General features: G+C 58.7%; 22 protein-coding genes. 11 read left to right on the top strand and 11 right to left on the bottom strand.

What is annotated here, in order from left to right; all coding sequences use genetic code 11:
- Window positions 1–26: 26 nt before the first annotated feature.
- The 3 genes from ACPOL_RS26285 to ACPOL_RS26275 all read right to left on the bottom strand — a co-directional run bounded on the left by ACPOL_RS26285 (window position 27) and on the right by ACPOL_RS26275 (window position 1763).
- Window positions 27–215, bottom strand: coding sequence for a YqaE/Pmp3 family membrane protein (locus ACPOL_RS26285; RefSeq protein WP_114209679.1), 189 nt, complete (start codon window positions 213–215; stop codon window positions 27–29).
- Window positions 216–341: 126 nt separating this feature from the next.
- Window positions 342–722: a response regulator gene (locus ACPOL_RS26280; RefSeq protein ID WP_114209678.1), complete on the bottom strand. Its 381-nt coding sequence runs from the start codon at window positions 720–722 to the stop codon at window positions 342–344.
- A gap of 279 nt (window positions 723–1001) precedes the next feature.
- A complete protein-coding gene (locus ACPOL_RS26275; protein ID WP_114209677.1) occupies window positions 1002–1763 on the bottom strand; it encodes a class I SAM-dependent methyltransferase in 762 nt (253 codons plus the stop codon).
- Between the two features lie 121 nt (window positions 1764–1884).
- On the opposite strand from ACPOL_RS26275, the gene ACPOL_RS26270 reads away from it, so the two are divergent.
- Window positions 1885–2400: a GNAT family N-acetyltransferase gene (locus tag ACPOL_RS26270; protein WP_114209676.1), complete on the top strand. Its 516-nt coding sequence runs from the start codon at window positions 1885–1887 to the stop codon at window positions 2398–2400.
- 88 nt (window positions 2401–2488) lie between these two features.
- On the opposite strand, the gene ACPOL_RS26265 is transcribed toward ACPOL_RS26270, so the two are convergent.
- The 5 genes from ACPOL_RS26265 to ACPOL_RS26245 form a co-directional block, all read right to left on the bottom strand.
- On the bottom strand, window positions 2489–2815 hold the full coding sequence (locus ACPOL_RS26265; RefSeq protein WP_114209675.1) for a hypothetical protein: 327 nt from the start codon (window positions 2813–2815) through the stop codon (window positions 2489–2491).
- Between the two features lie 248 nt (window positions 2816–3063).
- Window positions 3064–3258: a hypothetical protein gene (locus ACPOL_RS34285; RefSeq protein ID WP_414633322.1), complete on the bottom strand. Its 195-nt coding sequence runs from the start codon at window positions 3256–3258 to the stop codon at window positions 3064–3066.
- On the bottom strand, window positions 3206–3529 hold the full coding sequence (locus tag ACPOL_RS26255) for a transposase (protein WP_161557577.1): 324 nt from the start codon (window positions 3527–3529) through the stop codon (window positions 3206–3208). The genes ACPOL_RS34285 and ACPOL_RS26255 overlap by 53 nt, the downstream gene beginning before the upstream one ends.
- A complete protein-coding gene (locus tag ACPOL_RS26250) occupies window positions 3513–4127 on the bottom strand; it encodes an IS110 family transposase (RefSeq protein WP_114209672.1) in 615 nt (204 codons plus the stop codon). Before ACPOL_RS26250 ends, ACPOL_RS26255 begins: the two co-directional genes overlap by 17 nt.
- A gap of 155 nt (window positions 4128–4282) precedes the next feature.
- On the bottom strand, window positions 4283–4888 hold the full coding sequence (locus ACPOL_RS26245) for an RNA polymerase sigma factor (RefSeq protein ID WP_114209671.1): 606 nt from the start codon (window positions 4886–4888) through the stop codon (window positions 4283–4285).
- A gap of 214 nt (window positions 4889–5102) precedes the next feature.
- Between ACPOL_RS26245 and ACPOL_RS26240 the strand changes: the two genes are divergently transcribed.
- The 5 genes from ACPOL_RS26240 (at window position 5103) to ACPOL_RS26220 (ending at window position 10614) form a co-directional block, all read left to right on the top strand.
- Window positions 5103–5552, top strand: coding sequence for a MarR family winged helix-turn-helix transcriptional regulator (locus ACPOL_RS26240; protein WP_236657049.1), 450 nt, complete (start codon window positions 5103–5105; stop codon window positions 5550–5552).
- Between the two features lie 54 nt (window positions 5553–5606).
- Entirely contained in the window at window positions 5607–6176 is a 570-nt protein-coding gene (locus ACPOL_RS26235) for a cysteine hydrolase family protein (protein ID WP_114209670.1), read from the top strand.
- 56 nt (window positions 6177–6232) lie between these two features.
- Window positions 6233–6562: a hypothetical protein gene (locus ACPOL_RS26230; protein ID WP_114209669.1), complete on the top strand. Its 330-nt coding sequence runs from the start codon at window positions 6233–6235 to the stop codon at window positions 6560–6562.
- Window positions 6559–7848, top strand: coding sequence for an MFS transporter (locus ACPOL_RS26225; RefSeq protein WP_114209668.1), 1290 nt, complete (start codon window positions 6559–6561; stop codon window positions 7846–7848). The genes ACPOL_RS26230 and ACPOL_RS26225 overlap by 4 nt, the downstream gene beginning before the upstream one ends.
- Before the next feature lie 333 nt (window positions 7849–8181).
- Window positions 8182–10614 carry an ABC transporter permease gene (locus tag ACPOL_RS26220; protein ID WP_114209667.1) on the top strand — a complete coding sequence of 811 codons (2433 nt, stop codon included), beginning with the start codon at window positions 8182–8184 and terminating at the stop codon, window positions 10612–10614.
- Between the two features lie 62 nt (window positions 10615–10676).
- Here the strand turns inward: ACPOL_RS26220 and ACPOL_RS26215 are convergent, their stop codons facing one another.
- A complete protein-coding gene (locus tag ACPOL_RS26215) occupies window positions 10677–11708 on the bottom strand; it encodes an AraC family transcriptional regulator (RefSeq protein ID WP_114209666.1) in 1032 nt (343 codons plus the stop codon).
- Between the two features lie 122 nt (window positions 11709–11830).
- On the opposite strand from ACPOL_RS26215, the gene ACPOL_RS26210 reads away from it, so the two are divergent.
- The 4 genes from ACPOL_RS26210 to ACPOL_RS26195 all read left to right on the top strand — a co-directional run bounded on the left by ACPOL_RS26210 (window position 11831) and on the right by ACPOL_RS26195 (window position 14577).
- Window positions 11831–12562 (top strand): SDR family NAD(P)-dependent oxidoreductase, encoded by a 732-nt coding sequence (locus tag ACPOL_RS26210; protein ID WP_114209665.1) that lies wholly within the window; start codon window positions 11831–11833, stop codon window positions 12560–12562.
- Between the two features lie 94 nt (window positions 12563–12656).
- A complete protein-coding gene (locus ACPOL_RS26205) occupies window positions 12657–13391 on the top strand; it encodes an SDR family NAD(P)-dependent oxidoreductase (RefSeq protein WP_114209664.1) in 735 nt (244 codons plus the stop codon).
- Window positions 13392–13481: 90 nt separating this feature from the next.
- Complete coding sequence (locus ACPOL_RS26200) at window positions 13482–14084, top strand: NADPH-dependent F420 reductase (protein ID WP_114209663.1); 603 nt, start codon at window positions 13482–13484, stop codon at window positions 14082–14084.
- A 91-nt stretch (window positions 14085–14175) separates the two neighbouring features.
- The gene (locus ACPOL_RS26195) at window positions 14176–14577 is read left to right on the top strand and encodes a nuclear transport factor 2 family protein (protein WP_114209662.1); all 402 of its coding nucleotides are present in this window, start codon (window positions 14176–14178) and stop codon (window positions 14575–14577) included.
- Between the two features lie 17 nt (window positions 14578–14594).
- Here ACPOL_RS26195 and ACPOL_RS26190 read toward each other — a convergent pair whose 3' ends face one another.
- On the bottom strand, window positions 14595–15068 hold the full coding sequence (locus ACPOL_RS26190) for a GyrI-like domain-containing protein (protein ID WP_114209661.1): 474 nt from the start codon (window positions 15066–15068) through the stop codon (window positions 14595–14597).
- A gap of 567 nt (window positions 15069–15635) precedes the next feature.
- Here ACPOL_RS26190 and ACPOL_RS26180 point away from each other — a divergent pair.
- Window positions 15636–16232: a hypothetical protein gene (locus ACPOL_RS26180; RefSeq protein WP_114209659.1), complete on the top strand. Its 597-nt coding sequence runs from the start codon at window positions 15636–15638 to the stop codon at window positions 16230–16232.
- 354 nt (window positions 16233–16586) lie between these two features.
- Here the strand turns inward: ACPOL_RS26180 and metX are convergent, their stop codons facing one another.
- Window positions 16587–17666 carry a homoserine O-acetyltransferase MetX gene (metX, locus tag ACPOL_RS26175; RefSeq protein ID WP_114211075.1) on the bottom strand — a complete coding sequence of 360 codons (1080 nt, stop codon included), beginning with the start codon at window positions 17664–17666 and terminating at the stop codon, window positions 16587–16589.
- Between the last annotated feature and the right edge of the window lie 5 nt (window positions 17667–17671).

Genomic DNA, 17671 nt, shown 5'->3' with positions numbered 1-17671 from the left:
GGGGAAGAGACGAAAATTCAAGACCGTTATCGGCCCAGCGCGTGCCGGATCTTCTGATCGGTATTCCACTGGCTCAGCGCATAGACCGCCCAAATCGCCGCCGGAATCCAGCCAATCACCGTCACTTGCAGGATCAGACAAAGGATTCCCGCCAGCGGCCGCCCAATCGTGAAGAAGGTCAGCCAGGGAAGGATGATCGCAATCGCCAACCTCATATCAAGTACACATCCTTGTAGGGATCATTAAACCAAAGATCAAATTCGTACGCCAGTCTGGGTCGGCTCATCCGACTCCAAAACCGGACTTCTGAGCCAAGGGAAGCAAGCGCCAGTTCTCTGATCCTAGTTCTCCGCTCCTTGTTCCCGGATGGCCTTCAGCAGGTCGATAGGATGCACCGGTTTTGGCAGAATATGGAAGTTCTCACCAAGCCGTTCAGCGTCGTACAGGAAGTTCACCGTGCGTGCCTGCCCCGAAAAAAGCAGCACTTTGCATTTAGGACAGAGAGCTTTGATCTGAATGGCCAGGTCAATCCCCGACAAACCCGGCATCACGATATCCGATATGAGCAGGTCTGGCGTGTCGACAAGCGCACTTGCAAGGGCTTTCACTGGATCGGTGAAGGCAGTGGCGAAGAATCCATTCATTCGCAGAATTGTGGCTAATGTCGTCGCAATGATCGGCTCATCATCAACAACCAGGACACGTCGGCTCTCCCTTTGCATGAAATGCTCCCTGCCGTAGTACGAGTAGGTACTTCGTGGTCATGCATATTGATTTCCCTGATTGGCGCGACGCAAAGAGAAGACAGGGTGCCAAATGCCACAGTTCACACGATCCTACACCGCGGAGGCCACCTCGCTGTGACCATCGGCACATATGTAACAATGCCACTAGTGACCGAAGATTTGTCATTGATTTTCAGGGCATAACCTAAACCGTCGCAATCCCTTGAAAAAAGGTGAGGAAAGCATCGATCGAATGCCTTCTTACCGAATCCACCATCAGGGCGATGCCACTAAAACCCAGGCAGCAAAGCGAAGCCGCACATAGTCGGCCACCCAACCCTCCTCTGGACTATGCAAAACCGGCTTCAGCAGCGCGACCGTCTTCTCAATAGCCGCTTCCCGATGTTGCTCCGGCAGTCGGTCGAGCAATCCCCGGCGAAAGGTCTCGAGCCATCCCCGCATCCCTGTCTCTGGAAGCGGAGTCGGGCGCGGGATGAGCGCGATCGTCTCCACCGAGAATCCCGCCGCCTCGAGCCGGGCGCGATAGTCCGTCGCCGTAGGAAAGAAGTTGTTATCCATGCCATAGGCGTCCAACCCCCAGTCCGCGAACACCGCGGCCAGGGCAACTCGAATGGAAGCGATATTGCCGTGGCCGCCCATCTCCGCCACAAACCGCCCGCCCGGTTTCAGCGCACGTTTGACTCCGGCCAGCACCGCGTCCTGATTGTGCATCCAGTGCAGCGCCGCATTCGAAAACACCGCGTCGAACTCTCCATCAAATGTCAACTCGTCGCCCGGCAACAGATGAGCCTCCAGCCCAAGTCCACGCGCGGCTTCGACCATCGAAGCGGAGCTGTCGACGCCCACCACGCGCGCTCCGGTCGCTGCGATCTTTGCGGTCAACGCGCCATCGCCGCAGCCCAGGTCGAGGATTGTCTCCCCGGCCTGCGCCGCAAGCAGGTCGAAGACCCCGCCGGCCATGTCCGCGACAAACCGCCCTTGCCTCGCATACTGCGCCGCATCCCAACTCTGCGCCATCAATCTCGCCCCCTCACATCAACATCCTCAACCTTTACGATAACCCGCCCAAAGCGGAGGGTTCCGACGCTTCTATTTCCTTCTACGATCATGACTTCCTCTGCTTTTATGATCGTTCTTGATGCCGGTCGACGTACATGTGCGCATGGCTTTGCCAGAAGACGTCAATGCGATCACTTCCATTTACGCTCCGTACGTGCTTCACGGCGTAGCGTCCTTCGAAGCAGTTGTGCCCGATCCCGCGGAGATGCTACGGCGTAGAGCAGCGGTTCTAGATCTTGGTCTTCCCTACATCGTTGCGGAGATCGGCGGAGAGATCGCGGGCTATGCCTATGCAAGCCAATTTCGCCCGCGCGCCGCCTATCGTTTCACTGTTGAGAATTCGGTCTATGTCGCAGAACGCCATCAAAGACGTGGTGTAGCGCGCCTGCTGATGCGGCAGTTGATCGAACAATGCGCGGCCGCAGGGATGCGGGAAATGATCGCAGTCATCGCCGACCCTTCGAACAGCACGGCTTCGGTGGCGCTGCATCGTTCGCTCGGCTTTGCTGAAGTTGGCCTGCTTCGCGGCGTCGGCGAGAAATTCGGTAGAGCATTGGACGTGCTGCTCATGCAAAGATCCCTCACTCAGAGTTAGCCCACGTGGGTTTTCGCATCAACGATGCGAATCGTCCCTGCGCATAGAGCAGGAGGGCCCTCGGGCCCGCGCCTCGCCTGCGATGAAGTTAGCGTACGCGGGTGTTGGCAAGCGCCCGCAGGATGGTGCGAGTGTTCTTGTTCATGACCTGGCGAAGGTACATAGCAATAGCGAACATCAGTACCAGGAAGAAAAGGTCAACGCGCAGGAGAGAATGCAGAAGCGCGCCCAGGGTCTCTGGCGGGAACATGTGAAGATGCATCCACACGAACACCACGATGGCGAGAATGGCGAGCACGCCCACGATGATGCGGGAGGACCGTTCCGAGCGGTCGGCGGCTGCCAGGGCTTGCTGGACAAAGGCGATCTCCGCGTTGGGGTTTTCGGAGTTGGGCTGCTGGTAATCAGGACTCATACAGGTTTCCTTTCCGGGGTGAGGTGTTTGCGAAGATTCTCTCTTGTAGTGCAAGCATTTTCGGTGGGGATGGAATGGATTTTCAAGGCATGGTGGGTCTTTCCCTCCGATGCCTGTCTGGGCCGAGCGAGGATATCCCCGCTCGGCTGTTGGTTCATCGTCGGGATGAGCCCACCAAGTTATCCCTCGGCATGGTTGCTTCCCAGCAGAGCCCGCTTCCGTTTCACTTGATGAGGCGATTGTAGCGTTTATATGGTCAGCAGATGCGGGAAGAGCTTGCTTCCGTCGTAGGGAGTTTGGCTGCCGAAGATGCCGTAGATGGCGTGAAGCAGTTTGCGAGCGACCGCGATCAGTGCCTGCAGTTTGCGTTTGTGCCGCGCAAGCAAGGCTTCATAGAACGCCTTTAGATGTGGGTCCCAACGCACTGCGGCCAGAGCCGGCATATAAAGCGCCCGGCGCAGGTGGCGACTGCCAGCGCGACTGATGCGCGATGGTTTTATGCACCGAAGTGCCAGAGTCTTGGTGTACCGGATCGAGCCCGCTGCGCGCGACCCATTGACGCACCTTCATGTCTGGGGCCAGCAGGACCAGTTCGCCCAGGATCTGCAACGCGCTGACGGCCGCGATGCCCGGAACGCTTGTTAACAGCCTGAAACGCTGGCTCAAGTGGGCATCAGCGGCGATCAACGTCAGGGCCTCACGGCGCAGCTTCACGATGCGCCCGGTCAACTCCGGCCAGCGAACGCTTCAGGTCCGCGATCACACAGCGCGGCGTGGCTAACGATCTTTCGGCGGCGTGCAGGCGATTACCTTCCCGCCTTTGCTGGACCACCAACGCCTCCAGATGCCGGCTGATGGCGCGCAGAGCGAGGGCGCTTTGACTGGGCTTTTGCCAGGCTGCAAAGGGCATGCGCAGACTGAACTCTGCCAGCACCTGAGCATCTGCTGAGTCCGTTTTGGACCGGCGAAGTGTCCGCGCAAAGTCGTGAACCCTTTTTGGGTTCAGCACCGCTACCTCCACAAACTCGGTCGCATCCAGGGCCAAGGCCAGGTCCATCGAATAAATGCCGGTGGCCTCCAGCGATACCCGCACCGGCGCCTTCATCTTTCCCAGCCAGTTGAGCAGCGCCTTGTGTCCCGCAACGGTGTTGGCAAACTCGCGTTGCACCCACGGATGGTCCACCTCCATCACTGCAATCGCCAGAGTTTCCGCGCCTATATCAATACCGCAAAACAACTTCTTCACTTGGCGATCTGGGTATTTCTCGGTTGAAACTGCGGGCTTACCAAGAGCAACGATCTGCTTGCTCATAGACCTCCTTCGGCACTAGGATGGGCTTCAGCAGCCGTCCCTGTCCGCGTCCACGGGCTTCCTCTTTCTGCTGACCTTGAACATGCAGGCTCCAAAGGCCTCCGATTCTCCACAGCATAAAAAGAGAGGGACGGCGGCCGATCTTCGCATCAGGCTCAGCAAGGCTGGCCTCGGGTGGGAACGGCCTCTCCGCCGAAACGTAACCTATCGTCACGCCTCTGAACGCAACATACAAGGGTGGTGACTCCGTAATGGAGGCGCGACTTGGCGGTGCCGACCGGAATCTCCAAAATGGCGGCGCTTTCTTCAAGCGAAAAATCCTGCTGGTAATGGAGAAGGAGAACGGCTCGGCTGGCCGGCGAAACATGCTCGAGCAGGGTAAGGAATGCTTCATCGGGCGCCTCGCCGAGGCCGGTGCTTAGGGTGGTGACGGGTTCAGGAGGAGCGTCTTCGAGGGGCTGCCAGCGGCGTGCACGTTTGAGATGGGCAAAGGCGATGCGCGAGGCGATCCTCAGGGCCCAGGGGCGGAAGACGGCGGGCTCACGCAGGAAGGGAAGCTTGCGGAAGATCTGGAGCGAGGTCTCCTGGAGTACGTCATCGGCGAGAGCGACGCCGACGAGGCGGGTGATGTAGCGACGCAACGGAGGATAGGTGTCATGGAGAAGTTGTTCCAGCGCGCCCCGGTCTCCGGCTTGGGCGAGAAGCACCAGCAGGGTCTGGTCCTGGGTAGGCGGCTTCTCGCGTTGAGTTAGCGTGCGCATGCTTGAGAGAGAGATCGGAGTGAGTGAGAGTTCGGTTCACCGACAAATAATTATGGGCGCGAGATGGCTCGCCTGCCGATTACTGTCTAGCTCTGTGATCACTTCATTCGAATCCGCAAACGTGGGCCTCCCGCGCAAAAGAATTGAAAATCAGACTCATAGATATGAACAGGCAATCTTTACAGATTACCTGCATATATGAGAGATTGATCTGGTGAGCCGCAAGTCATCTACCCAGATCAGTCTTCCATCGACACTGGCTGCCGAGATCCGCGCAATATTCCGCAAGCTCAAGCTGCGCTTACGCGAATACGGCGGCCGCAGCGAACTCACCCCATCCCAGGTCGCGGTTATTCTTCGGCTCGAAGAGCACGGACCGGCGACGGTTTCAAGTCTGGCGCGAGTGGAAGGCATGCGCCCGCAGTCCATGAGCGCAGTGGTGAAGCCACTGCAGCAAGCCGGCTTGGTCATCGGCGCGCCTGATCCAGGCGACGGCCGCCAGACTCTGATGTCTCTCACGCCAAAATGCCTAAGGTGGCTTGAAGAGGGCAGGACCGCGAGGCAGGATTGGCTGACTGCAACTATTTCGCAGAAACTCTCGGCTCGCGATCAGGAAAAGCTTGAGCAGGCGCTTGAACTGCTGAAACGGCTTGCTGAGGATTAGTCAGCCCTTCCTTTCAGCCGACCTCCACTTCCTTTACACGGAGAAAGAACCAACATGCCGCTTACTGCTCTCGATCCCATAACCGCGTTGATCGTCGTCGACCTGCAAAAGGGAATAGCCGATCAGAAGTTCCTACATCCGCTCGGCGAGATCATCGATCGGACGCGGGCATTGCTCGATATCTTCCGTGCGAAGAACCTCCCGGTAGTGCTAGTCAATGTAGCGGGCCGGCCATCAGGCCGCACCGAACTGCGTCCGCGCAGCAGCCAGATGTTTCCCGCAGGATGGACCGACCTTCTGCCCCAGCTGGATCAGCAGCCGGGCGACATCGTCATCACCAAGCGAAGCTGGGGATCCTTCGCAACCACTGATCTTGAACGCCAGCTCAGCGAGCGAGGCGCTACCCAGGTTGTTGTGACTGGAGTGGCGACATCCGTCGGCGTCGAAGCCACCGCCCGCCAGGCCTACGAGCAGGGATTCAATGTGACCCTCGTCCTCGATGCGATGACCGATCTTCGCGAGGAAACCCACGCCTACAGCATCCAGAACGTCTTTCCCCGTCTCGGCGAGACCGGCTTTACGCAGGAAATCATTTCGCTGCTGGAGAGCCCGTCGGAAGATTAGCGGAGAGTTCGTCAGAAGACCGGCGGAGAGTTCGTCAGAAGAAAGGACCACTGCACATGAATTGGCCATGGCTTGTGTCGTACTTCTTCGGGGGCGTTTTTACCGCAAACGCCATCCCTCACTTTGTCGCCGGCACAATGGGACGCGCCTTCCAGAGTCCCTTCGCAAAACCGCCCGGCCGAGGGCTCTCCTCGTCAACCGTCAATGTCGTTTGGGGCTTCTTCAACGCCGTAGTTGCCTATCTGCTAGTCGCGCATGTCGGTGAATTTCACCCGCGCACGACCAGCCACATCGTTGCGTTCGGCCTGGGAGCGCTGCCCATCAGCATCTTTTCGGCGCGTCACTTCGGCCAGTTCCATGGAGGCAACCCGTCGTCGCGCCCATGAAAATCCCAGTCTCCGGCGCCCGTCGCTCCACATTTCGCTCTCTGCGAAGCTTCAACTTTCGCCTATGGACGGCAGGCGGCCTGATTTCCAACGTCGGTACCTGGATGCAGCGCGTCGCTCAGGACTGGCTTGTGCTGACCCAGCTGACCCATCATGATGCGTCCGCACTGGGTATCGTGATGGGCCTGCAGTTCGCGCCGCAGCTTCTGTTCCTGCCCTGGACAGGCTCGGCTGCCGACCGGCTCAATCAGCGCAAGCTCCTGATGTTCACCCAGGCAACCATGGGAGTGCTGGCGCTCGGCCTGGGAGTTCTCACCATCACCGGAGTCATCCGGCTCTGGCACTTGTATGTGTTCACCTTCCTGTCCGGCTCCGCCGCGGCGCTCGATGCTCCGGTGAGACAGACCTTTGTCGCGGAGATGGTGGGTGACGAAGACCTCCCCAATGCCGTGGCCTTGAATTCAACTTCGTTCAATGCAGCCCAGATGATTGGTCCTGCCGTTGCCGGTTTGCTCATCGCAAAGGTTGGCATCGGCTGGGCCTTTCTTCTGAACGGGCTCTCGTTCGCAGCGGTTCTCATCTCGATGTCGTTCTTTCGTCTTTCAGAGCTGCGTACAAGCGCTCGAGCCCACCGCAGCGCCTCAGGATTTCGGGAGGGGCTTCGCTATGTGTGGCGGAAACCGGATCTGCGGGCCATCCTCATCATGCTCTTTCTGATCGGCGCCTTTGGTCTGAATTTTCCCATCTTCATTTCGACGATGGCCGTGAATGTCTTCCACTCCGGCGCCCGCGCCTTCGGCCTGCTCTCCTCGATCATGGCCGTGGGCTCGCTCTCGGGAGGGTTGTTTGCTGCCGGGCAAAAGCGACCAGGCTTATCGTCTCTGCTGGCCGGCGCCGGCGTCTTCGGGCTGGGCTGTACCCTCGGTGCGCTCGCACCCGGATACTGGTGGTTTGCGGCCGCACTCGCAATTAGCGGCGCGGCTGTCCTGACCTTGACCAACGGCACCAACAGCATCATGCAGCTCTCGACTGAACCTTCCATGCGCGGCAGGGTCATGGCGCTGCGAGTCGGCATTGCCCTCGGTGGAATGACGATGGGCGCTCCCATCGTTGGTTGGATCGCCAACCACTTCGGTCCCCGTTGGTCGCTCGCCGCCGGTGCCGCAGCAGGCTTCGCCGCCGCCTTGGTCGCAGCAGTCTACGTTCTTGCCCGCCGAAACAAGCATGCAGGCGCCAGCTTACGCAAACAAAGTGCTTCCGGAACACCGCAGCAGCCACTTCGCTGAGTGCCTTGGACTTGGATCATAGGTCTGCTTGGAACTAATCCACTACCGGGATTTGGACCTCAGCTGATGGCCGGGCGTGTTGGGCATCGTGCTGCGTGAGACCGTTTGCTTAAGTGGGTTCGGACCTTGCGCTCGCGTCCCGATGGTTCTCCTCCCCGCCGCCGACCCGGTTCATTCACGGACACTCTTCGGTGAAACCGGACACTGGATCGGTTCCCATGCGCCTGCTAAATTTCGTAAGCCGATCGATTTCCAGAGACTTGCGTCAAAGCCACTATGGCTCTCGAATTGCCATCCTTTTCCTCAATGGACAGTCGATAACCGGAGCTTGACATGACCACCCTGCTGCAGGATCTGCGATTCGCCCTACGCCAACTGCGCAAGTCTCCCGGCTTCGCCATCGCCGCAGTGTTGACGCTGGCACTTGCCATTGGAGCGAATGCCCTCGTCTTCGGCGTACTAAATGCCCTCATTCTGCGCCCGCTGAATGTGCCTCAGGCCGAGCGGCTTTTCGTGATCCAGCACGGGAGCGACGTCGCCTCACACTCCTATCCCGACTATCGCGACCTTCGCCAGCGCAATCAGAGCTTCGACGATGTCGCTGTCTTTGCTATCTCTCAATCCGGGCTGGATACCGGCAACGATCCATCCAATGTGTGGGAATACGAGACCAGCGCAAACTATTTCGACGTATTGCGTACTCAACCCTACCTTGGGCGATTCTTCCACGCGTCCGATGAGCATGGCCCAAACAGCGCGCCGTATATCGTCCTCTCCTACGCATATTGGCACAGCCATTTTCAGGATGATCGAGGTGTGGTGGGCCGCGTTGTTCGGCTGAACAGGCACCCATTCACCATCCTTGGCGTTGCGCCTCCCGGATTTCAGGGGACCATTCTCTTCTTCGCATCGGATGTCTTCGTGCCCATCTTGAATCACGAGCAGTTATCCGGCGACGCGACGATATTGAACGCGCGCGGAGCCCATTGGATGTTTGAGATGGTGGGGCGTCTGAGGCCGGGAGTCACTCCGGCGCAGGCCACCGCTGATCTGAACTCCGTGAATTCCTATCTTAAGAAAAGCTATCCCAAAGAAGAAAGTGACGGCTCCTATACGCTGGCGCGGCCAGGTCTTCACGGCGACTATTTGAACGGGCCAACGCGCGCTTTTCTCGCCGGATTGATGCTGCTCTCGGTATTGATCCTGTTAGCGGCCTGTGCCAACCTGGGCAGTCTGTTTGCTGCGCGGGCCGCTGACCGTTCTCGCGAATTGGCCTTGCGGCTGGCTCTTGGTTCGAGCCGGAATCGCATTTTGCGCCAGTTGTTCACCGAATCCTTCCTGCTTTCGTTGGCAGGAGGCGTAGCCGGACTCGCGGCAAGCCTCCTGCTATTGCGCCGGCTGAGCGTGTGGCAGCCATTTCCCCGATACCCACTCCATGTGCCGGTAACTCCGGATGGGAACGTCTATCTGGTAGCTTTCGTCCTGGCATTGGTCAGCGGAGTTCTTTCCGGAATTGTTCCAGTCCGCCAGATCCTCCGGGCGAATCCCTACGAGATCGTCAAAGCTGGAGCGGCCGGCGCGTTCGGACGCCGAATGACCGTGCGAGACGTATTGCTTGTCGTCCAGATTGCGATCTGTGCCGTGCTGGTCACTTCATCGATGGTTGCTGTGCGTGGACTCTTGCGCGCTATGCACAGCAACTTTGGTTTTGAGCCGCGGAATGCGATGTTGGTGGATACCGATCTGACCACGGCCGGCTACAGCGGCGACAGAGTACCCGCAATGCAGCGGCGCATGATCGATGCCGTGCAAGCGATTCCTGGCGTGGACTCCGTAGGATCGGTGAACTATCCGCCGTTAGAACCTCCCGGTACTTGGCAGGGGCTTGTCTATACCGACACAACCGAAGATCTGAGGCCATCGAATGCTGCGGCCGACCCGAATATGTTCAACATATCTCCAGACTACTTCCGCGCATCCGGGACATCTTTATTGGCGGGTAGGGCCTTTTCTTGGCATGACGACGCAAATGCCCCGCGCGTAGCCGTGGTGAACCGCGAGTTCGCACGCAGGATACTGGGCTCCGTACCAGACGCGGTCGGCCGGTATTTCAAGCTGCAGGATGGTGCCCGCGTGCGGGTGGTGGGGCTGGTCGAAGACGGAAAATACGCCAACCTCACCGAAGCCCGGAAGCCCGCGATGTTCCTGCCTCTTCTGCAGTCGCCGGCTAGTTGGACATGGCTGGTGGTGCGTTCAAACCGCGACCCCCAGGAACTTGCCGCGGCGGTAAGAGGGGTGCTTCGCGACATCGACCCCGGCATGGTTTTGGCGATTCGGCCCTGGAGCACAGAACTGGGAGGAACTTTGTTCCCCTCGCGCATGGCGACAGTTTCGCTCGGCGTGCTGGGCATCATGGGCGCCATGCTGTCGATCACCGGCATCTTTGGACTGGCGGCATATTCAGTGAGCAAGCGACTTCGGGAATTGGGAATCCGCATCGCCCTCGGCGCCCAGCGCAGGGAAGTTTTGCAGGCTGCACTGGGACTGCCCCTTAGGTTGTTCGCCATCGGTTCGGCAGCGGGGCTGGTCTTGGGAGTTATGGGGAGCCGGGTGCTGGCTCTCATCGTTTATCAGGCAACTCCCTACGATCCGCTGGTCTTGGCCGGTGTCGTTTTGGCGATGCTGCTGATAGGGATGTTTGCCACATGGATTCCGGCGCAGCGAGCCCTCGGGGTCAATCCTCTGGCCCTGCTGCGCGAGCAGTGAACGGGGCTTCGCATCGAAGTTGCCGTACGACCGCGTCTAGCGGAAAGCCGCAATTCTCCGCTTCAAAAATCTTCCGCTATTGCGGCGCGACCGTCGCGTTCAAAACCACGTTTGAGGTACTGACCAGGGTTGGCCCCGACAACCCGCTTGAACGCCTTACTGAACGCAGCGTGGGACTCGTAACCGACCAGCCGGGCAACGTCTATCAGCTTCTTGTCCCGCTGTTCGAGTAACTGCATCGCCTTCTGCATCCGCCACTCGGTTACGTATTCGAGCGGTGTCTGTCCGAGTAGCTCTTTAAAACGTGCTGCGAATGCGGAGCGCGACATGCCCGCCGCTTCCGCCAGGGATTCGACCGTCCAAGGTGTACTCACTCGGTCGTGAACGGCACTCAGGGCAGTGCCTACCTGGGGATCGAAAATTGCACGCAGCCATCCACTCTTGCGTTCAGGGCCCCCGTTGCGTTTGGGGCCTTGGTTGCGTTCCGATCCCGACGCAATATGCGCCCGGAGTACCTGGATAAACAGAACCTCGGCCAGCCGATTCGCCACCACTTCAGATCCCGGCGACTGTTCCGCCATCTCCGAAGCCAGCGCCTGTACGGTGATGTGAAGAGCAAGCGTACGAGCCTGATCGGCCTTCATCAGAATGAAGCTCGGCAATAACTGGGAAAGCGGCTTCAGGCTGGCGCGATCGAAACTCAAGGACCCGCACACGATCGTCGTCGGTGCGCCACCGCCTCCATAAAGAGCGACATTGCCGTTGGCCGTGGCCCCGATCTCGCGGAAGGTCGACCTTGGCCGTGTGCGCGGGCTGTCGCGCAAAACGATCGAAGTCCCCCGCGCCAGCAAAAAGCAATCACCACCGGTGAGGGGAATCGGCTCCGGAACCCCTTCCACACTCAGCCAGCAGTTGCCGCGAGAAAGCATGGCGAAGTGCGCCAGATCCGCAGGTGGCATCCTCTTGCCGGAAGGCGTGCCCTTTTCTTCGGTCTGGTTCTCCTGTTTTACGCCCCATGGGGCCGTGGCTTCGAGCCTGTGCAGACCGAAAGCGGTGACGTGCATCGTTCTGAAGATATCTGTGATTGGATCCACTTTAGGCTACCTGATCTGGACGAATGGACAAAAAATTTAGACTCCGGAGCAGTTCTCGTCCACCACTAAAGAACTCTACTCTACTGTACTGAATGCGACACACATTGCGAAGAGGAGTCATGATGGGAAAGCTAAACGGTAAGGTTGCAGTCATCACGGGTGGATCAAGCGGCCTGGCGCTGGCGAGCGCCAAGCTGTTCGTTGAAGAAGGCGCCTACGTTTTCATTACCGGCAGGAGGCAGCAGCAGCTCGATGATGCCGTCAAATTGATAGGCCGCAACGTGACCGCCGTGCGCGGCGACGCGGCCAATCTCGAAGATCTCGACCGTCTGTTCGACACGGTCAAGCGAGAAAAGGGCAAGATCGACGTTCTCTTTGCGAGTGCAGGTAAGGGCGAAGCCGCCGTGCTTGGCGAAATTACTGAGCAGCACTTTGATGGGGAGTTCGGCCTGATTGTGCGCGGAACCTTATTCACCGCTCAAAAGGCGTTGCCGCTGATCAACGACGGCGGATCGATTATCTTGACCGGATCGGTCGCGTCGGTGAAAGGATTCCCTGGCTTCGGCGTGTACGCGGCGAGCAAGGCGGCCTTGCGCTCCTTTGCACGCACGTGGCTCAACGAATTGAAGGGCAGAAAAATCCGGGTGAACGTGCTGAGCCCGGGGCAGGTCGACACCCCGGATTCCCGGCGTCTCGACCAGGCAACGAGGGAGATGTTCGAGTCCCTGATCCCCCGCGGAAAGATGGGTCGTCCTGAGGAGATCGCCGCGGCAGCGCTCTTTCTTGCTTCAGACGATTCGAGCTACGTGAATGGAATGGACTTCGCTGTCGACGGCGGCTTCTCGGCCGTCTGAAGCAGCCGCCAAATCGTCAAAACTGGCTCATCTGCCAGACCACCGGGAAAGAACTTTATCGCACCGAATATCACACATTCATTAAGGGAAAATCATGGGAAAGCTCGATGGAAAAGTAGCAGTCATCACGGGTGGATCGAGCGGCATGGCGCTGGCCAGCGCCATGCTGTTTGTTCAAGAAGGCGCCTACGTTTACATCACCGGCCGGAGACGGGAGCAGCTCGATGAGGCCGTCAAGACGATTGGCCGGAACGTGACCGGCGTGCGCGGCGACGCAGCCAATCTCGACGATCTCGACCGCCTGTTCGATACGGTCAAGCGCGAGAAGGGCAAGATCGACATCCTCTTCGCGAGCGCCGGCAAGGGCGAGCCACTCCCACTGGGGCAGATTACCGAGGAGCACTTCGATGCGGCCTTCGACCTGAATGTGCGCGGCACGCTGTTTACAGTTCAGAAGGCATTGCCGCTGTTCAGCGATGGCGGATCGATCATCATGACCGGATCCAATGCTTCGGCCAAGGGTTTCCCCGGTTTCGGTGTCTACGCCGCGAGCAAGTTGGCCTTGCGCTCCTTCGCTCGCACGTGGGTCAACGAACTGAAGGGCAGACATATCCGGGTGAACCTGCTGGTGCCGGGGGCTGTCGCCTCACCGATGCAGGAAGAAGTTCTCACCAAAGAGGCACGGGACTTCTTCGAGTCGCTGATTCCTCGAGGAAAAATGGGCCAGCCCGACGAGATTGCGACGGTTGCCTTGTTCCTTGCTTCAGACGACTCCAGTTACGTGAATGGGGTGGAGTTGTTCGTCGATGGCGGCATGACCGCCGTTTGAAACCGCCGAGCCCCGGTGAGCGGATGATCGCTAACGCACTCACCGGAACTCGATCAGCAACAACCAGCACCAAAAGTATCGGAGATAAACATGAGCTACGCAATTGTTGGATTCGGCAAAATAGGCCAGGCCCTCGCCCAAGCCTTCGCCCGTAAAAACCTTGATGTGACCGTCGCCAGCCGCCGACCGCCTGAAGAATTGGCGCCGCAGACTCGGGCGATTGGACCCACGGTCGTTGCCAAGTCGCTCGAGAAAGCCCTCGAGGCCGACACCATCATCCTGGCGGTCCCGTTCGGTGAACATCGCGAGATTGCGAAGGCCCTGCCGAGCTGGGACGGCAAGACGATCATCGACACGATGAACTCATTCCCCATCCCGCCAGAGGAACTCGATGGTCTCCCATCTTCCGCCTTCGCGGCAAAGTCATTCCCCGGCGCCAGTCTCGTGAAAGGGTTCAATCACCTGCCTGCAGCCGCCCTGGCGACCGATCCGGTCGTCGACGGTGGTCATCGGGTCGTCTTTCTATCAAGCGACGATGAAGACGCGATCGCTCCCGTTGCGGACCTGGCCAAACAACTCGGGTTCGCTCCCGTCAAGCTGGGAAAGCTGAACGAGGGCGGATGGCTCGTGCACGCACGCGGCCGCACCTGGGGACCACTCATCTTTCAGGATCTCTTCAAGAAGCAGCAGTAATCGATTTTCAACCGTGTGATTTGGTCCGAGAAGGATGATTCCAAAACGTTCCATTCGATCGGACCGCTTCGTGAAGCAAAGGAGAGATTCGATGAGCATCGATGAGAATGTACAGGTTGTAAAAGACTTCTTCGCAGCAATAGGAAGCGGCGATAAGCAAGCCATGCTAGCGCTGGTCGCCGAAGACATTGAGTGGATCATTCCAGGCGAGGACTGGCCGCTGGCCGGCGCCTACCGCGGACACGCGGGATTGGAGGAGGTACTTGAGAAGGCTAATCAAACGGTTGAAATGTCGTACCCAATGCCACCCGAATTCTTAGCGCAGGGAGACCGGGTTCTGGCCATCGGCATCGCTATAGGAGAGATCAAAGCCACGAATAAGCCCTTCAAGGACGACTGGGTCTTCGACATTACTGTTCGAGAAGGCAAACTCACGAAGATCCGGGAGTATATCGACACCCAAGCACTGGCGCGGGCCTCGCGGCGAGCATAGGCCGGAGAACGAATTTCCTAAGGATCTGTCAACGGCTCGAGCGGAATCCAGATTTCGACCGGCCCAATGGGGGTACCATCCTCCGAGATGCTTGTAAACCGCTCAAACTCCGGTGCGTGCTTTTCTCGACGTCCGGACGAGGGAAGCCAACTTCTCAGCAGCCAGACCCAGGTCTCGCGAAGCAAGCCTGGGTCGTCTACTAAAACGACTGCGTACTCTCCCGCCTCGAGGTTGAGACGCTGACCGTTCATTACGCTCTGTGCGTATACCTCCGCAACGCCCGTCAGGTAATGGATCTTGTGATCGTCGGTGCAGGGCGATGCGCCGTAGAACTGCGTGTTGCTGTCAAGCGCTGGATGGGTCAACCGAAACATGCGCCACTGCTGCGGGACTTGCTCAGTAACATCCGCCTGCGAATCGTAGATAGCCATCGTGCCCATCAGTGTCAAGCTGGGCATCATGCGGAAGACAGGATTCGGTCGCTCTGTCATGCTCCAATGCTAATACGGCTAGGCGCCGACGCCTGCGGACCCTTTTAGACAATCGCGGAGCACCTACTAAGCCCGCCGAGATGGAAGGAGCCATCGGCGTTTATGAGTACTGATCGATACTGAATAAGTGCATTGGCCTGTTCTCAACAATTCAGAACGAACGGGTAGATTGCTTGCCACTGGCGACTCGTCGTTACCCAAGCAAGCGATCATCCACGTCGAACTTGCGCATAATGATTGGTAGCATACGCCCGAATTATATCGCTGGTTACATTGTCTCGCCTTCCCATGGGTTCTCCGGATATGACCAGCTCGTTCTGAAGGGATGGAAGCATGGGCGAGAAAGATGCCCTCGTGAGGTACGCTTGATCCGAATTGCCTGTCCTGCGATCAGCGATTGCGGCAATATAGAAGGCGACGTCCGCGAACAAACGCCGAGGCCGTTTCTTCGATATGACGTACTTGTCGTCAGATTGGGGTTGCGCCCGACTCCGCCATCTTCTGCATTAATCATGCAGTCATGTTTCGGCGCACTGATTTGCTGCACTTAGAAGGGGAATTTGCGACATGCCACTATATTTTGTGATCTTCCTCGGAATGCTAGTCGCCTCGATGTTGCTGTACGTAGTGGCTGTTGGATTTGTGGTGGCCACGCGGCGTCCAACGCCCATTTGGATCCGCGCCGCGGCAGCAACCAGGCTTCAAGGTGCCAACGTGGCGTTGATGTGGTGGAATGTCGGCGTCGGCTGGTTACTGTACTTTAACGTCTACCGCATCCATGTGGACATGAGTGCACTTGGTGATGTCGCCCTGCAAGCGTTCAGCCGCGGCTATACCACCCGATTGCCGATCGTTGTGTTGCCCTACGGTCTAATGTGCCTATTGGCGATGCTGGGACTCTGGGGCGAGCCAGGTCGGATCTCGCGCCGCGTCCTTTGGGGCATGGCAACACTGCTTGTACTGAACATCCTTAGCACACCGTTCGCGGCAGGCGCGCAAGGAGATATTCAAGAACATGGGTTCACACTAAAGGCATACCAACAACTTCAAATGGCGCATCTTTTTCGTAGTATGTTGGTCACCATCGCCGCTGTTTGGGGCATTGTCGAGGGATGGCGTCTGCCAAGAGTCGACGCTTCGATTGAGGGTGCCATACGTTCTTAGCGGCTTCCAGGCGCTGTCCATTCGTGCGTGACTACTTCCGAGGCGCCAATCTCAATCAGTGATAAATCGCCAATGCAGTCAGCGACCGGGATAATAATGAGAAGTCGGCTAGCTTCCGCCGATCTCTCTTCCCCTTGTCTTCGATGAATGACTCCCAGCGAACGCGCTCATTGAACCTCGCCCAGAGTCATCCCAATCAACCGAGCGCAATGAAGAGCTCACAGGCCGCGAAAGAATTTGACGCTTGCCCGTGACCCATGCATAACGTTCGTTTTCGCTGAAAGAGCAAAGTTGGAGGGATCTGCGATCCTTCCTCGGCGGCAGAAAAGAACCCGGTTGTCCAGCTTCCCGAACCTAACCCGTCTTCTCTCCACCCCGAAGCACCTCAATCAGCAACTCCGGCTCCGCCAGGAAGGCATCATGTCCATGATCGGAGACCAGTTCGCGATAGCTGCACCGCGCGCCCGCCGCCCGCATCGCCTCGCTTAGCGCAACCACATCGCCCGGCGGGAAGAGCCAGTCCGAGGAGATGCCCACCAGCGTCACCGCGGCTTCCACCCGCTGCCACGCCTGCAAAGCAGAGACAAATCCTCGCGCCGGATCGAATAAGTCCATCATCCTCGTAATCGCCAGATACGAGTTCGCATCGAAGCGCGAATAGAATTTCTCTCCCTGATGATCGAGATACCCGGCCACGTCAAAGCGTCCGTTGCCTGTCCATGGGTCCTCGCCGCTGCGGTCCGGCTTGCGTCCAAAGCGCTCCTCGAATAAGGCCTCGGATTTGTACGAACAGACCGCCAGGGCGCGGGCCAGGGCCAATCCACGTTGAGGCTGCCGGTCAGGGGCATAGTTCCCGTCCCTCCACTCCGGGTCGAGCATGATTGCTTGACGTTGCAGGTGGTTCAACCCGAGCCCCATTGCGTTCAGCGGAGCCACCGCAATCGCCGTCGCCCGGGCCACGCGGGAAGGGAATTGGATCGCCCACTCCAGCACCTGCATGCCGCCGATCGAAGCCCCAACAGCGGATTTGAGCCGCGCGATGCCAAGAAAATCCAGCAGCAATGCCTGCGATCGAACAATGTCCCGGATCTCCACCAGCGGGAACCGGTTCCCATAGGGTCTGCCAGTGGCAGGATCGATCGAAGCGGGCCCGGTCGAGCCGTAGCACGAGCCCAGGATGTTGACCCCCAGTACCGCATCGTGGTCGGGATCGATCACTCCGGGGAGGGAGAAGATGGCTGGCCACCACTCCGCCACCAGCGCCGAACCCGAAAGCGCATGGCAGACCAGCACGACATTGTCCGCCGCGGCGTTGATCTTGCCATAAATGGCGTAGCGGAGGCGAGCGCCGCGCAGCGTCCCCCCTGACTCCAGCGGGAACACATCAGGCAGCGCGAAGTCGCCCTCGATCGCCGGTTGGGGCGCCGTCCGCATGGCCG

This window comes from Acidisarcina polymorpha (assembly GCF_003330725.1).
In the GTDB taxonomy this organism is placed as follows: domain Bacteria; phylum Acidobacteriota; class Terriglobia; order Terriglobales; family Acidobacteriaceae; genus Acidisarcina; species Acidisarcina polymorpha.
Note: the sequence above shows the minus strand (reverse complement) of the source record. Positions and strands in the feature narration are given on the sequence as shown.